This window comes from Nocardia sp. JMUB6875 (assembly GCF_041154655.1).
Lineage (GTDB): Bacteria > Actinomycetota > Actinomycetes > Mycobacteriales > Mycobacteriaceae > Nocardia.
In genome coordinates this window covers 60,837-74,869 of record NZ_BAAFGR010000014.1, presented here as the reverse complement: position 1 = coordinate 74,869, position 14,033 = coordinate 60,837, and the positions used below count along the sequence as shown (strand labels likewise).

Annotated in this window: 14 protein-coding genes and 1 rRNA gene; 1 reads left to right on the top strand and 14 read right to left on the bottom strand. The window is 64.8% G+C overall.

What is annotated here, in order from left to right; all coding sequences use genetic code 11:
• The 6 genes from ACAM49_RS06060 to ACAM49_RS06035 all read right to left on the bottom strand — a co-directional run.
• A 16S ribosomal RNA gene (locus ACAM49_RS06060) occupies positions 1-984 on the bottom strand; the annotation flags it as partial.
• 447 nt (positions 985-1,431) lie between these two features.
• Positions 1,432-2,694 (bottom strand): UDP-N-acetylglucosamine 1-carboxyvinyltransferase, encoded by a 1,263-nt coding sequence (gene murA, locus ACAM49_RS06055; RefSeq protein ID WP_369634448.1) that lies wholly within the window; start codon positions 2,692-2,694, stop codon positions 1,432-1,434.
• Positions 2,695-2,704: 10 nt separating this feature from the next.
• Positions 2,705-3,298, bottom strand: coding sequence for a cob(I)yrinic acid a,c-diamide adenosyltransferase (locus tag ACAM49_RS06050; protein ID WP_369634447.1), 594 nt, complete (start codon positions 3,296-3,298; stop codon positions 2,705-2,707).
• Positions 3,299-3,326: 28 nt separating this feature from the next.
• A complete protein-coding gene (locus ACAM49_RS06045) occupies positions 3,327-3,749 on the bottom strand; it encodes a DUF2550 domain-containing protein (protein WP_040805235.1) in 423 nt (140 codons plus the stop codon).
• A 168-nt stretch (positions 3,750-3,917) separates the two neighbouring features.
• On the bottom strand, positions 3,918-4,616 hold the full coding sequence (locus ACAM49_RS06040) for an MspA family porin (protein ID WP_369634446.1): 699 nt from the start codon (positions 4,614-4,616) through the stop codon (positions 3,918-3,920).
• A gap of 28 nt (positions 4,617-4,644) precedes the next feature.
• The gene (locus ACAM49_RS06035) at positions 4,645-5,388 is read right to left on the bottom strand and encodes an MspA family porin (RefSeq protein WP_369634445.1); all 744 of its coding nucleotides are present in this window, start codon (positions 5,386-5,388) and stop codon (positions 4,645-4,647) included.
• 106 nt (positions 5,389-5,494) lie between these two features.
• Between ACAM49_RS06035 and ACAM49_RS06030 the strand changes: the two genes are divergently transcribed.
• On the top strand, positions 5,495-6,583 hold the full coding sequence (locus ACAM49_RS06030) for an NAD(P)-dependent alcohol dehydrogenase (protein WP_369634444.1): 1,089 nt from the start codon (positions 5,495-5,497) through the stop codon (positions 6,581-6,583).
• 69 nt (positions 6,584-6,652) lie between these two features.
• Here the strand turns inward: ACAM49_RS06030 and ACAM49_RS06025 are convergent, their stop codons facing one another.
• The 8 genes from ACAM49_RS06025 to atpB all read right to left on the bottom strand — a co-directional run bounded on the left by ACAM49_RS06025 (position 6,653) and on the right by atpB (position 13,668).
• Entirely contained in the window at positions 6,653-7,030 is a 378-nt protein-coding gene (locus ACAM49_RS06025) for a F0F1 ATP synthase subunit epsilon (protein WP_369634443.1), read from the bottom strand.
• A gap of 6 nt (positions 7,031-7,036) precedes the next feature.
• Positions 7,037-8,467 (bottom strand): F0F1 ATP synthase subunit beta, encoded by a 1,431-nt coding sequence (gene atpD, locus ACAM49_RS06020; RefSeq protein WP_326355937.1) that lies wholly within the window; start codon positions 8,465-8,467, stop codon positions 7,037-7,039.
• 18 nt (positions 8,468-8,485) lie between these two features.
• A complete protein-coding gene (locus tag ACAM49_RS06015; protein WP_369634442.1) occupies positions 8,486-9,457 on the bottom strand; it encodes a F0F1 ATP synthase subunit gamma in 972 nt (323 codons plus the stop codon).
• 54 nt (positions 9,458-9,511) lie between these two features.
• The gene (gene atpA, locus ACAM49_RS06010; RefSeq protein WP_369634441.1) at positions 9,512-11,149 is read right to left on the bottom strand and encodes a F0F1 ATP synthase subunit alpha; all 1,638 of its coding nucleotides are present in this window, start codon (positions 11,147-11,149) and stop codon (positions 9,512-9,514) included.
• 64 nt (positions 11,150-11,213) lie between these two features.
• Positions 11,214-12,023, bottom strand: a complete 810-nt coding sequence (locus ACAM49_RS06005) for a F0F1 ATP synthase subunit delta (protein ID WP_369634440.1) — start codon at positions 12,021-12,023, stop codon at positions 11,214-11,216.
• A gap of 19 nt (positions 12,024-12,042) precedes the next feature.
• On the bottom strand, positions 12,043-12,594 hold the full coding sequence (locus ACAM49_RS06000) for a F0F1 ATP synthase subunit B (protein WP_369634439.1): 552 nt from the start codon (positions 12,592-12,594) through the stop codon (positions 12,043-12,045).
• A 26-nt stretch (positions 12,595-12,620) separates the two neighbouring features.
• The gene (locus ACAM49_RS05995) at positions 12,621-12,866 is read right to left on the bottom strand and encodes an ATP synthase F0 subunit C (RefSeq protein ID WP_040805202.1); all 246 of its coding nucleotides are present in this window, start codon (positions 12,864-12,866) and stop codon (positions 12,621-12,623) included.
• A gap of 76 nt (positions 12,867-12,942) precedes the next feature.
• Positions 12,943-13,668, bottom strand: coding sequence for a F0F1 ATP synthase subunit A (gene atpB / locus ACAM49_RS05990; protein WP_040805200.1), 726 nt, complete (start codon positions 13,666-13,668; stop codon positions 12,943-12,945).
• Between the last annotated feature and the right edge of the window lie 365 nt (positions 13,669-14,033).

The window sequence follows — 14,033 nt, the reverse complement described above, 5'->3', positions numbered from 1 at the left end:
AGCTTTCCGGTGTATGTCAAACCCAGGTAAGGTTCTTCGCGTTGCATCGAATTAATCCACATGCTCCGCCGCTTGTGCGGGCCCCCGTCAATTCCTTTGAGTTTTAGCCTTGCGGCCGTACTCCCCAGGCGGGGTACTTAATGCGTTAGCTACGGCACGGATCCCGTGGAAGGAAACCCACACCTAGTACCCACCGTTTACGGCGTGGACTACCAGGGTATCTAATCCTGTTCGCTACCCACGCTTTCGCTTCTCAGCGTCAGTTACTTCCCAGAGACCCGCCTTCGCCACCGGTGTTCCTCCTGATATCTGCGCATTTCACCGCTACACCAGGAATTCCAGTCTCCCCTGAAGTACTCTAGTCTGCCCGTATCGACTGCAGGTCCACGGTTGAGCCGTGAATTTTCACAATCGACGTGACAGACCGCCTACAAGCTCTTTACGCCCAGTAATTCCGGACAACGCTCGCACCCTACGTATTACCGCGGCTGCTGGCACGTAGTTAGCCGGTGCTTCTTCTACAGGTACCGTCACTTGCGCTTCGTCCCTGTCGAAAGAGGTTTACAACCCGAAGGCCGTCATCCCTCACGCGGCGTCGCTGCATCAGGCTTTCGCCCATTGTGCAATATTCCCCACTGCTGCCTCCCGTAGGAGTCTGGGCCGTGTCTCAGTCCCAGTGTGGCCGGTCGCCCTCTCAGGCCGGCTACCCGTCGTCGCCTTGGTGAGCCGTTACCTCACCAACAAGCTGATAGGCCGCGGGCCCATCTCGCACCAGTAAACCTTTCCAACAACCTCCATGCGAAGGCTGCTCATATCCGGTATTAGACCCAGTTTCCCAGGCTTATCCCAGAGTGCGAGGCAGATCACCCACGTGTTACTCACCCGTTCGCCGCTCGTGTACCCCGAAGGGCCTTACCGCTCGACTTGCATGTGTTAAGCACGCCGCCAGCGTTCGTCCTGAGCCAGGATCAAACTCTCCGTTGAAGACTCTCAATCACATCCTTACGGATGAAATCGGAAGAATTAACCAGAGTCCGAAAACCTTGGCAAGAAAACGCCAGCTCGGAAATTAAGCTGACTTAAATTGTCCAACCACCCCCACGGGGGTGAGAATGATTGGAACCAAATAAAATATTTGGCACTGACATTCATCGACACACTATTGAGTTCTCAAAGAACACACGCACAAACGATCTCCCGGGCTCTATGTCCCGCTCGATCGTGAGGCAACTTTTCAAGCTTAGCCCCATCCGCACAGCAGAACCAAATCGGCTGGTTGGCTGGGAGCTAGTGTGATCATCAGGCGAAGCTCGTCTCACCGGAGTCGGTGTCCGTGTCGCTCTGACCTGGAATAAGTTACGTGTTGGTTGTTCGCATGTCAAATCGCCTGTTCAGGACGGGTTTTCGCGAACACGTCCCGACACCCGCCGTTCAGTCTGCGGTTCCGACCCGTTCGATCTCGGCCCCGAGCCCGCGCAGGTTCTCCACGAAATCCGGGTAGCCACGGTCGATGTGGAAGACATCGTGGACTTCGGTGACGCCGTCGGCGACCAGACCCGCGAGCACCAGTCCCGCGCCGGCGCGAATGTCGGAGGACCACACCGGCGCCGAGGACAGTCGCGGAATCCCGCGCACCACAGCGTGATGACCGTCGGTCCGGGCATCGGCGCCGAGGCGGATCATCTCTTCGACGAAGCGGAAGCGCGCTTCGAAAATGTTCTCGGTGATCATCGAGGTGCCGTCGGCGATCGCGGCCAGGCCGATGGCCATGGGCTGCAGGTCGGTGGGGAAACCCGGGAACGGCAGGGTCGAGAAGTTCACGGCGCGAGGGCGTTCCGCCTGCACCACGCGAAAACCGTCCGGTTCGAACGAGATTCGGGCGCCGGCGGAACGCAGCTTGTCCAGCACCAGCGAGAGGTGCTTGGGGTTGATGCCCGTGACCCGCACGTCACCGGTGGTCATGGCGGCGGCGATACCCCAGGTGGCGGCGACGATGCGGTCACCGATCACCCGGTGGGTGGTCGGGGCCAGCTTGTCCACGCCCTCGATGGTGAGTACGGAGGTGCCCGCGCCGGAGATCTTCGCGCCCATCCGCGCCAGCATGTTGCAGAGATCCACGATCTCCGGCTCGCGCGCGGCATTGTCGATGACCGTCTCGCCGTCGGCGAGCACCGCGGCCATCAGGATGTTCTCGGTCGCGCCCACCGACGGGAAGTCCAGGCGAATCCGCGCGCCCTGCAATTCCTCGGCGCGCGCCACCAGGCAACCGTGCTCGATCTCCGAGGTCGCGCCGAGCAGCCGCAGACCCTGCTGATGCATGTCCAGCGGGCGCGAGCCGATGGCGTCACCGCCGGGCAGCGCGACGACCGCGCGCTTGCAGCGCGCCATGAGCGGCCCCAGTACGCAGACCGAGGCGCGGAACTGGGTGACGGCCGGGAAGTCCGCGTGGTACTTCGGTTCCGCGGGGGTGGCGATGGCGACCGTGCCGCCGTCGATCGACACGTCACAGCCGAGGCCCCGCAGGACCTCGGCCATCAGCGGCACATCCAGGATGTCCGGGCAGTTCGTGATGGTGGTCGTACCCTCGGCCAGCAGCGCGGCGGCCATCAGCTTGAGGACGCTGTTCTTCGCGCCGCCCACCGCGACCTCACCGACGAGCCTGCTGCCCCCGGTCACCAGAAACCGTTCACTCACGGGGGTCAGCCTAGTGGTCCGTTCCCGTGCTCGCGGCGTCTCCGCCCGGCCGCCAAAGTATGTCGCCGTCGGGATTGGCGACGCGGCTCAGGATGAACAGCAGGTCGGACAGCCGGTTCAGGTATTTGGCGGGCAGCGCGCTGGTGTCGTCCGGGTGTGCGTCGACCGCGGCCCAGGCGGATCGCTCGGCGCGTCGCGCGACGGTGCGGGCGGTGTGCAGCAGTGCGGCGAGGGGGGTGCCGCCGGGCAGGATGAACGAATTCAACGGTGCCAGAGGCTCATTGAACTCGTCGCACCACTTCTCGAGGCGGTCGATGTAGTCCTGGGTGATGCGCAGCGGCGGGTACTTGGGCTCGGCCACGACCGGTGTCGAGAGGTCCGCGCCCGCATCGAAGAGATCGTTCTGTATGGAACGCAGCACACCGAGCATTCGCTCGTCGGGCTGCCCGAGCGCGATGGCCACACCCAGAGCCGCATTGGTTTCGTCACAGTCGGCATAGGCGATCAGCCGCGGATCCGTCTTGGCCACACGGGAGAAATCGCTCAAACCGGTCGTGCCGTCATCGCCGGTCCGCGTATAGATCCGAGTCAGGTGAACGCTCACGCAGTCACAGTAACCGGCTACGGCCGGACTAACCGGCGCGGCGGCGGCGGATGCGCTCGGAGGGGCGGGATTCCACCCAGGACAGGAAGGCCGCCATGGCGCCGCGGTCCAGCGCCAGCTCGTAATTGCCGTCGCCGTCGGAGCACATGACGATGACCTCGTCGGTCATGATGTCGTACTCGTCACCCTGCGGGGAACGGCGCGGGCCGATCTCGATGGCGAGCCGGCGCATGGAGGAATCCGGGCCGAGTTTCAGACTGGAGAGTTTGTAGAAGAGGAGGGTGTCCTCGTCGTAGCGGATCAGGCCGTGCCGCCAGCCGCCGCCGTGCCCGCGCGCGGGCAATACCCGCAGCAACGCGGCGGTGCCGCCGCGGCGCAACATGATCAGCCGATAGGTCGAGGCCAGGGCCAGGCCGACAAGCAGCAACACCAGAATGATCAGAAGCCACATCCCGGTCTGCAATGCCGCTCCGTCCCTTCACATCCGCGTTGCTGTCGTGCACCGACCGGCCAGAGGCCGGGCCCCGCTTTCGGTCGATACTAGCGACCGCGGAAAGGCGAAGTCCGGCCATCCACCGAATGTGACGTATGCGCTGTTCAGCGCGGTGCAGAAGATATATCAGCCCATCGAGAACGGCTGGCCGTAAAGCACGAGGTTGCCGATGAAGTTCGGGGTGTCCACCTCGGCCGCCACGAATGAGCGCGCCTGGGCGTAACCGCCACAGCCATCCACGGCGAAGGTCTCATCCGTCCAGCTGACGCTGGTGTGCGGACCGGAAACCTTGTTGTAGCGCTTGTGCGATTCCATGCCGTAGTCATCCGGCTTCTCGAGATCGAGCATCAGCAGTGCCTTGGCCTGGCCCGGTCCGAGAGTGATGCCGGTACCCAGGGTTTCGCTGGGCACCCCCGGGGTGATGCCACTGCTGTTGATCGTGCCTTGTTCGCTCGCGCTGTCATTTGTGGAGAAGGAACCGATATCCACCTGGCAGCCGACGATATAGCCGGGACTGATCTTGATCTGGATCCGATCGCTCCCGGCGCTCGGGCCGTCGAGGTCCACACTGGCCACCGCGGTGGTCCAGACATTGCGGTGCATCGGGGTATCGCCCATCGAGCCGCTGATCTTGGCGGACTCACCGGTGATCCGGACGGTCATGGTGGTGCCATCGGCGAGCGTGCGGGTGATCGAACCACCCGGCAACGGAATGAACGTATCGGCTTCCGCCGGACCCGCCGGACCGAAACCGAACGCCACCGCCGCGGCCAGCGCCACGCCGAAGACCTTGCCACCCCGAACGCGAATTATCTTGCCGTACATGCGATCCCTTCCGTGGGGAGTGGTCTCGTCAGCCGATGCTGAACGGCTGGCCGTAGAGAGAGACCTTGTGGTAATCCGTGCCGATGATCTCGACCACGGACACCTGCCGGGCCTGCGCGTAACCACCGCAGCCCTGAATCTCCATTGGAATGTCCTGGTAGTTGATGGTGTAGGTGCCGCTCTTGACCAACTCGATGTTGTTGATGGCGACCCAAACCACCTGGCCCGGCGAGATAGGGAAGCTGAAACCGCCGGAGAGGGTCGGCGTCAGGCTGAGCGCGAACGAGGAGTTCGCGCTGAGCTGCCCGAGGTTCACCTGACAGCCGATGATGTATCCGCTGGTGAGGTTCGAGGACCCGTGCGTACCCGAATTGTTGGTGCCGGGATAGTTCTTCGGCCCGTTGTTAGGGCCGACGTCCCCGTCCGGTGTCTCCACTTCCGCGGTGACATTGCCCGACACCCACGAGGTGCGCCCTGCCCCGTTGGCGGCCAGTGACGGCGAAATGATCGCGCGCTCACCGATACTGGTGATTTTCACGCCCGGGCCCTCGATGTGCCCGTCGGGGAGCGGCACGGTGACATCCGCGTTCGCCGCACCCGGTGAGAAGAATCCGAGGGCGACCGCGACCACCGCGACTGCCACCCCCCACTTGCCAATACGAAGCCCGTTCATCAACCCCTCGCTCATCAGTGGAGAAAAAAGCTGAAAACGCTGGAATAGCCGAGGCTTTGCCAGGTGCTTCAGATCACACCCGTAGACCGGCGACAGCATTCAACCACATGTCCATCCCGAAACCCACTCAGTGGGATCGGACATGGCCGAAAGTTAGAACACGTTCTTATGCTCCGGACAATTCGGAAGTGTTGGAGGAGATTCCGTGGAAATTACCGCCGCCGTCGCCCGCGGAGGGGACAAGCCGTTCTCGATGGAAACCCTCGATCTCGAGGAGCCACGCGCGGGTGAGGTGCTGGTACGCATCGTCGCGAGCGGCGTGTGCCACACCGACCTGGTCACCAAGGGCCTGTTCCCGCCCGAGTTGCCGATCGTGCTCGGACATGAGGGCGCGGGCATTGTCGAGCAGGTTGGCTCGGAGGTAACCGGAATCGCCGTCGGCGATCACGTGCTGCTGACTTATGCCAGTTGCGGCACCTGTTCGCGTTGCGTCAACGGACTTCCGCCGTATTGCGAGAATTTCGTCATTCTCAACACCTCGGGCGGACGCTCGGATTTCACGTCGCCGCTGAGCAACAATGGCGAGAAGGTGATGGGCGCGTTCTTCGGACAGTCTAGTTTCGCCACTCACGCGCTGGTTCCGGCGCGCAGCGTCGTGGTGGTCGGCAAAGAGATCGACCTGGTCGCCACCGCGCCCTTCGGCTGCGGCGTGCAGACCGGTGCGGGCGCGGTCGCCAATGTGATGAAGCCGGGGCCGGACGATTCCATCGCCATCTTCGGCGTCGGCGGCGTGGGCATGGCCGCGCTCATGGCGGCCCGGGCCATCGGCGCGGGAACCATTGTGGCCATTGACCTTTCCGCGGAGCGCCTGGCGGTGGCGAAGGAACTCGGCGCGGACGTCCTCATCGACGGCGCGGCCGAGGACGTGGTGGCGCAGATCATCGCGGCGACGAACGGCGGCGCGAACTTCGCCCTCGACACCACGGCGGTCAATGCCGTCATCGCCAAGGGGCTGGAAGCCTTGGCCCCCATGGGAACCCTGGTGCTGGTCGGGCTCGGCGAGGCCAGCATGGATCTCGAGATCGGCCATCTCACGGGCAACGGCAAAGCCGTACGGGGTTGTATCGAAGGCAGCGGTGATCCGCAGCAGTTCATTCCGCAGCTGTTGAAATGGCATGCGGAGGGCAAATTCCCGATCGAGAAGATCAGCAAGACCTACGAATTCACGGAAATCGACGCCGCGCTGGCCGACGCCCACCACGGGACGACGATCAAGCCGATCCTCACCTTCTGACACGAAAAGAACGGCGGCCCCGGGGTTTTCCCCGGGGCCGCCGCCCTTTGTGCTTCTGCGTCGAGCAGGCTACGCGTGCGCGGCCTTCTCGAGGGCACGCAGCTGACCCTGTGCCTTGGTCAGCGCGGCCGGGCTCGCATCCGGATCGGCGACGACGGCCTTGGCGGCCGCCTCATCGATATCGAAGGCGAATTCGGCGGATTCGGCCAGCACGCGCACCGAGGTGGCGGTGACCGAGAAGAAACCGCCGTGCACGGCCGCGACGATGCGCTCGTCATCGTCGGACACGATGGTCACGGTGCCGCCCTCGACCAGCTGGCCGAGCAGGGGCTCGTGACCGGCCAGGATGCCGATCTCACCCTCGGTGGTCTGGGCCGAGACGAAGGACGCCCGGCCCGACCACACCAGTCGCTCGACGGCGACCAGATCAACGGACATATCAGCCATGGGTGACTACTTCCCGGCGATCTTCTTCGCGGCCGCCTCGACGTCGTCCAGGCCACCGCAGGAGTTGAACGCCTGCTCCGGCAGGTGGTCGAACTCGCCCTTGCAGACGCGGTCGAAGTCGTCGATGGTCTGCTCCAGCGGCACAACGGAACCCGGCTGACCGGTGAACTTCTCGGCCACGATGAAGTTCTGGCCGAGGAACTTCTCCAGACGACGGGCGCGGCCGACGAGGACCTTGTCCTCTTCGGAGAGCTCGTCCATGCCGAGGATGGCGATGATGTCCTGGAGTTCCTTGTACTTCTGCAGGATTCGCTTGACCTCGTTGGCCACCCGGAAGTGCCGCTCGCCGACGATCGAGGCCTCGAGGATGCGCGAGGTCGAGGACAGCGGGTCGACGGCCGGGTAGATGCCCTTCTGCGAAATCGGACGCGAAAGCTCGGTGGTGGCGTCCAGGTGCGCGAAGGTGGTGGCCGGCGCGGGGTCGGTGTAGTCGTCCGCGGGGACGTAGATCGCCTGCATGGAGGTGATCGAACGGCCACGGGTCGAGGTGATGCGCTCCTGCAGCTGACCCATCTCGTCGGCCAGGGTCGGCTGGTAACCGACGGCGGAGGGCATACGACCCAGCAGGGTCGAGACCTCGGAACCGGCCTGGGTGAAACGGAAGATGTTGTCGATGAACAGCAGCACGTCCTGGTTCTGGACGTCGCGGAAGTACTCGGCCATGGTCAGGGCCGAGAGGGCGACGCGCATACGCGTGCCCGGCGGCTCGTCCATCTGGCCGAAGACGAGGGCGGTGTCCTGGAGGACGCCCATCTCTTCCATTTCCAGGTGGAGGTCGGTGCCCTCACGGGTGCGCTCACCGACGCCCGCGAACACGGAGGTGCCGGAGAACTCACGCGCGATACGGGTGATCATCTCCTGGATCAGAACGGTCTTGCCGACACCGGCGCCACCGAACAGACCGATCTTGCCGCCCTTGACGTACGGGGTCAGCAGGTCGATGACCTTGATACCGGTCTCGAGGATCTCGGTCTTGCCCTCGAGCTGGTCGAAGGCGGGCGGCTGGCGGTGGATGCCCCACTGCTCGCCGTCGCGGCCCAGGCCCGGGGTGTCGAGGCAGTCGCCGAGGGCGTTGAACACGTGGCCCTTGACGATGTCACCGACGGGCACCGAGATCGGCTTGCCGGTGTCGCGCACCTCGGCGCCACGGATCAGACCGTCGGTCGGCTGCATCGAGATGGTGCGAACGATGTTGTCGCCCAGGTGCTGCGCGACCTCGAGGGTCAGGGTCTTGGCCACGGACGCGAGCGCGATGTCCACGTTCAGGGCGTTGTACAGATCAGGGATCGAACCGCGCGGGAACTCGACGTCCACGACGGGTCCGATGACGCGGGCGACACGGCCAGTGCCGACCCGAGTTTCAGTAGCTGCGGTCATTGGTTCTCTTCCTGGGCCTTAGTCGCGGTCCGAGCTCGCCGCCAGCGCGTTGGCGCCACCGACGATTTCCGTGATTTCCTGCGTAATCTGCGCCTGGCGCAACGAGTTCGCGGTCCGGGTCAGCGAATTGACCAGGTCCGTGGCGTTATCCGTCGCGGCCTTCATGGCGGTGCGGCGCGCAGCCGACTCCGATGCCGCCGCCTCGAGCAGCGACGAGTAGATCCGAGTGTTGATGTACTTCGGAAGCAGCGCGCCCAGCAGGCGATCCGCGTCCGGCTCGAACTCGTACTGGGGCGACAGCGTGGCCGACTCGGAGTCGGTGAAGCTGTCCGGACCCATGTCGAAGTTCTCGTCCACGAACGTCACCTGGATCGGGGCCAGGCGACGCACCTCGGGCTGCTGCGACAGCATCGACACGAAACGCGTGTAGACGATGTGCAGTTCGTCGACGCCGGCCATGGTGCCGACCCCGTTGGGGGCCTCCACCTCGCCGTCGGCTCCGGCCATGAACGCTTCCACCAGGTGGTTGCACGCGGCCGAGGCGTCCGCGTAGTTGGGCTGCTGCGAGAAGCCCAGCCAGGACCCGTTCACCGTCCGCTTGCGGAAGGTGTAGTAGGTCAGGCCCTTCGCGCCCATGACGTAGAGCACCGGCTCCTTGCCCTCGGCGCGCAGGGTGGCCAGCAGCTCCTCGGCGCGCTTGAGCACGTTGGAGTTGTAGCCACCGCACATACCGCGGTCGGAGGTGATGACCAGAACCGCTGCGCGGCGCGGGTTCTCACGCTCGGTGAGCAGCGGGTGATTGAGATTCCCACTGGCGCTGGCCAATTCGGCCAGCACCTTGGTGATCTCCTCCGCGTAGGGCTTGGCGGCGGCGACACGCGCCTGCGCCTTGCTGATTCGCGAGGTCGCGATCAGTTCCTGCGCCTTGGTGATCTTCTTGATCGAGCTCACGGAACGAATACGGGAGCGAAGTTCACGCACGCTTGGCATTAGCGGTCCACCCTCCCTTCATTCGTCGATTCGGTCAGTCGCATGAGCCTCGTCTTACTTCTCGACGTGCTTGCGAGTGACGGAAAGAGACTCGACCTCTTCGTGGTCCAGCTTGTCGGCCTCGGCCTCGACGACGCGCGAGCCGTCGGACGCCAGGAAGCCCAGCTTGAACTTGTCGGTCGCGGCCTTGATGGCGTCGGCGGCCTCGCCCTCGAGCACCTTGGCGCCGCCCTGCAGGGCGTTGAAGGAGGACTGCACGGTGGCGTGCAGGTTCTCCAGCAGCTCGGAGTTGAAGCGGCGGATGTCGCCGACCGGCACCGAGTCGTAGTAGCCGGCGTCGACCAGGTACAGCGAAACGACCTGGTCCTCAACGGAAACCGGGGCGTACTGGTCCTGCTTGAGCAGCTCGACCCAGCGCGCGCCACGCTCCAGCTGGGCCAGCGAGGCGGCATCCAGGTCGGAGGCGAAGGCGGAGAACGCCTCGAGCTCACGGTAGGAGGCCAGCTCCAGACGCAGCGAACCGGAGACCTTCTTCATGGCCTTGGTCTGCGCGGCGCCACCGACTCGGGAAACCGAGATACCGACGTTGATGGCCGGGCGGACACCCTTGTTGAAGAGGTCCGACTCCAGGAACACCTGGCCGTCGGTGATGGAGATGACGTTGGTCGGGATGAACGCCGAGACGTCGTTGGCCTTGGTCTCGATGATCGGCAGACCGGTCATGGAGCCCGCGCCCAGCGCGTCGGACAGCTTGGCGCAACGCTCCAGCAGACGCGAGTGCAGGTAGAAGACGTCACCCGGGTACGCCTCGCGGCCCGGCGGGCGACGCAGCAGCAGCGAGATGGCGCGGTAGGCCTCGGCCTGCTTGGACAGGTCGTCGAACACGATCAGGACGTGCTTGCCCTGGTACATCCAGTGCTGGCCGAGGGCCGAACCGGTGTAGGGCGCGAGCCACTTGAAGCCGGCGGAGTCGGAGGCCGGGGCCGCGACGATGGTGGTGTACTCCATCGCGCCGTGCGCCTCGAGGGCCGCCTTCACGCCCGCGATGGTGGAGCCCTTCTGGCCGATCGCGACGTAGATGCAGCGCACCTGCTTGGTCGGATCGCCGGTGGCCCAGTTGGCCTTCTGGTTGATGATCGCGTCGATGCAGACCGCGGTCTTGCCGGTCTTGCGGTCGCCGATGACCAGCTGACGCTGGCCGCGGCCGATGGCGGTCAGGGCGTCGATGGCGGTGATGCCGGTGGCCATCGGCTCGCCGACCGGCTGACGCTCCAGCACGGTGGCGGCCTGCAGCTCGAGCACGCGACGCTCGTCGGCCTCGATCTCGCCCAGGCCGTCGATCGGCGCGCCCAGCGGGTCGATGACGCGACCGAGGAACTTGTCGCCCACGGGAACCGAGAGCACGTCGCCGGTGCGGCGGACCTGCTGGCCCTCCTCGAGGGTGTCGAACTCACCCAGGACGACGGCACCGATCTCGGTGTCCTCCAGGTTCAGCGCCACGCCGAGGACGCCGCCCGGGAACTCCAGCAGCTCGTTGGCCATCGCGGACGGCAGGCCGCTGATGTGGGCGATGCCGTCGCCGGTGTCGGTGACGACACCGACCTCTTCGATGGAGGTCTCGGGGGTGTAGCTCTGGGTGTAGCTCTCGATCGCGCTACGGATCTCATCGGGGGAGATCGTCAGCTCCGCCATGTTCTTCCTGCTCTCGCTGTGGTCTCGAATGTCGGTGTGTTGGTGCGCTTTTGCGTGTTCGGTCTCAGGCGAGAGACTGACGCAAGCGCTGGAGGCGGCCGACGGCGCTGCCGTCGATCAGGTCGTCGCCGACGCGCACGACGACGCCGGCCAGCAAGGTCGGGTCCTCCTGCACGTGCACCGTGACGGGCTTGTCGTAGATGCGCTGCAGCGAGGCGGCGAGGTGCTCGCGCTGCTGCGGCGTCAGGGCCACCGCGGCACGGACGTGCGCCACGATCTGCTCCCGGAGCGAAGCCGCCAGGTCGGACAGCTCATCGATGGCCTGGCCGGCATCGCCCTTGTGGCGCAGGGTGGCCTGCTCGGCCAGCTGCAGGGTGATGTCCTCGACCTTGCCGGCGAGCAGACGCTGCACCAGGGCACGCTTGGCATCCGCCGGCTTGCCGTGGTCCTGCAGCGCCTGCTCCAGTTCCGGGTTGTCGTCGATGATCCGGGCCAGCCGGAACAGCTCGTCCTCGACCGCGGTCAGCCGGCCACGCTCGTCCGCGGCGCGCAACAGCGCCTCGCGGCCGAGCAGGACCAGCGTGTCCACCAGATCGCGGGCCCGCGACCAGTCCTGAGCCACCGCGGTGGTCAGCACGGCCTGGGTGGTTCCGCTGATCTTGCCGCCGAAGACGCGTTCGGCCAGCTCGGCCCGGGCCGAACTCGACACCGACTTATCCGCGAGCGCCACACGCAGCGAACGCTGGTCGTCGAGGACGGCGACAACGGCGAACAGTTCCGACCCCGTAGTAGCCGCGACGGTGTCGCTACCGGTCAGAGCGGCCCGAAGAGCTTCCCGCGCACGGGAACTCGCCTCGCGGCTCGCTGCGTACATGCTTCCCACTTTCGGCTCGTTACCTTCCGACCCCGATGCCGGCGTTCGCGTCCAGTTCCTGGAGGAACCGGTCGATCGACGCCGCCTGCTTGGCCTCGTCGGCCACCGACTGACCGATGATCTTCTCGGCCAGGTCGACCGCGGTGCGGCCCAGCTCGGACCGCAGCTCGGTCACGATCTGCTGGCGCTGCGCCTCCAGCTGCGAGTGACCGGCGGCCACGATGCGGTCGGCCTCGGCCTGCGCATCGGTACGCATCTGCGACAGGATGGCCGCACCCTGGGTGCGGGCCTCCTCACGGATGCGAGCGGCCTCGAGGCGAGCCTCGGCCAGCTGCTCCTGGTACTGCTGCAGGGTGGCCTGCGCCTCGGCCTGGACGGCCTCGGCCTTGGCGATACCGCCCTCGATCTTCTCGGTCCGCTCGTTCAGCACCTTGGTCAGGCGCGGAACGACGTACTTGGCGAAGACAAAGGCGATAACGATGAAGACAATCGCAGACCAGACAATGTCGTAGGTCTTCGGGACGAGGGGGTTGATGTCCTCCTCGGCCGCGAGCAAAACAATGTTGTTCATCGTTGATTCCTAGTCTTTTGCCGGAATCAGAAAATGAAGCCGGCGACGAGACCGATCAGCGCCAGGGCCTCGGTGAACGCGATACCCAGGAACATGTTGGTCCGGATGGTGCCCTGCAGCTCGGGCTGACGGGCGATGCCCTCGATGGCCTTACCGACGACGATGCCCACGCCGATGCCGGGGCCAATCGCGGCGAGGCCGTAGCCGATGGCGCCGTAGCCCTTGGCCTTCGACTCGGCAACTTCAGCAGCCAGGTACGAGAGGGTGCTCATTTGTGTTGTTCCCTTTCTGTCGCCCACCCGCCGAGGCGGCGTGTGTGGCAGGTTTGTGGTGTTGGTGCGGTGTCGGTCAGTGAGAGTCGGCGTGCTGCGCGAGGCCGATGTAAACAGCGGTCAGCAGCGCGAACACGTACGCCTGCAGGAAGACCACCAGGAGCTCGAAGAGGGTGAAGCCGAAGCCCGCGAGCAGCGAGAACGGGGAGAACACCTTCATCCAGGAGGCGGCATCGAACAGGAAGAACTGGGTGGCACTGAAGAACAGCACCAACATGATGTGGCCTGCCAGCATGTTCGCCATGAGACGGACGGTCAGCGTGAACGGGCGCAGCACGAAGGTCGAGATGAACTCGATGGGGATGAGCAGCACGTGCAGTGCGGGCGGCACATTCGGCACCACAATGCTCGAGCGCATGTATTTCCAGAAGCCGTACTTCTTGATGCCCACATAGTTGAACGTGATGTAGGCGACGACTGCCAGCACGAGGGGCATGCCGATACGCGCGTTCGACGAGATGTTCAGGCCCGGAATAACACCCGAGAAGTTCAGGAACAGCACGGCGAAGAAGATGGACGCGATCAGCGGGAAGAACTTCTTGCCGGATTCCTTACCCAGCACCTCGTCGCAGATCTGTTCCTTGACGAACACCAGACCGGATTCGGCCACATTCTGGAGACCTCGCGGAACCAGCTGCGGGCGGCGGAATGCCGCCATCATCACGATCACGAGAACGGCCGACATGAGGATGCGAATGAGCATCAGACGGTCGAGCTCGAAAGGCGTCCCCTCGAACAGCACTGCTGGAGGGAAGAAGTCGTTGAGTGACGGCGCGTGGAACTCGCCCGCCAAAATGGTGACGCTCAGCGTTCTCTCCCGTGGTCGGCCGCGGGAGATAGTTTTCTCCCGTGGTTCGATCGGACATTGACGATCTGGTGGGTCGACTCAGGTCGGCTCGAAGTTCGTCAGCAGCTGTGGCAGTCACGCCCTGGCGTCTGTACGCGCGTCGGCGACATCGTCGACGGTGCAGAACCGTAGCCCTGAGGGCCCGGTACGGCTGTAAGCATAACCTGCTCTCAGGCGGGTCTCAGGCGACCCCCCCTGTTGATTCGGTTGGCTACAGGTAAAGAGTTTATCAAGTTATCTACGACATTGCGTAGGGGGGC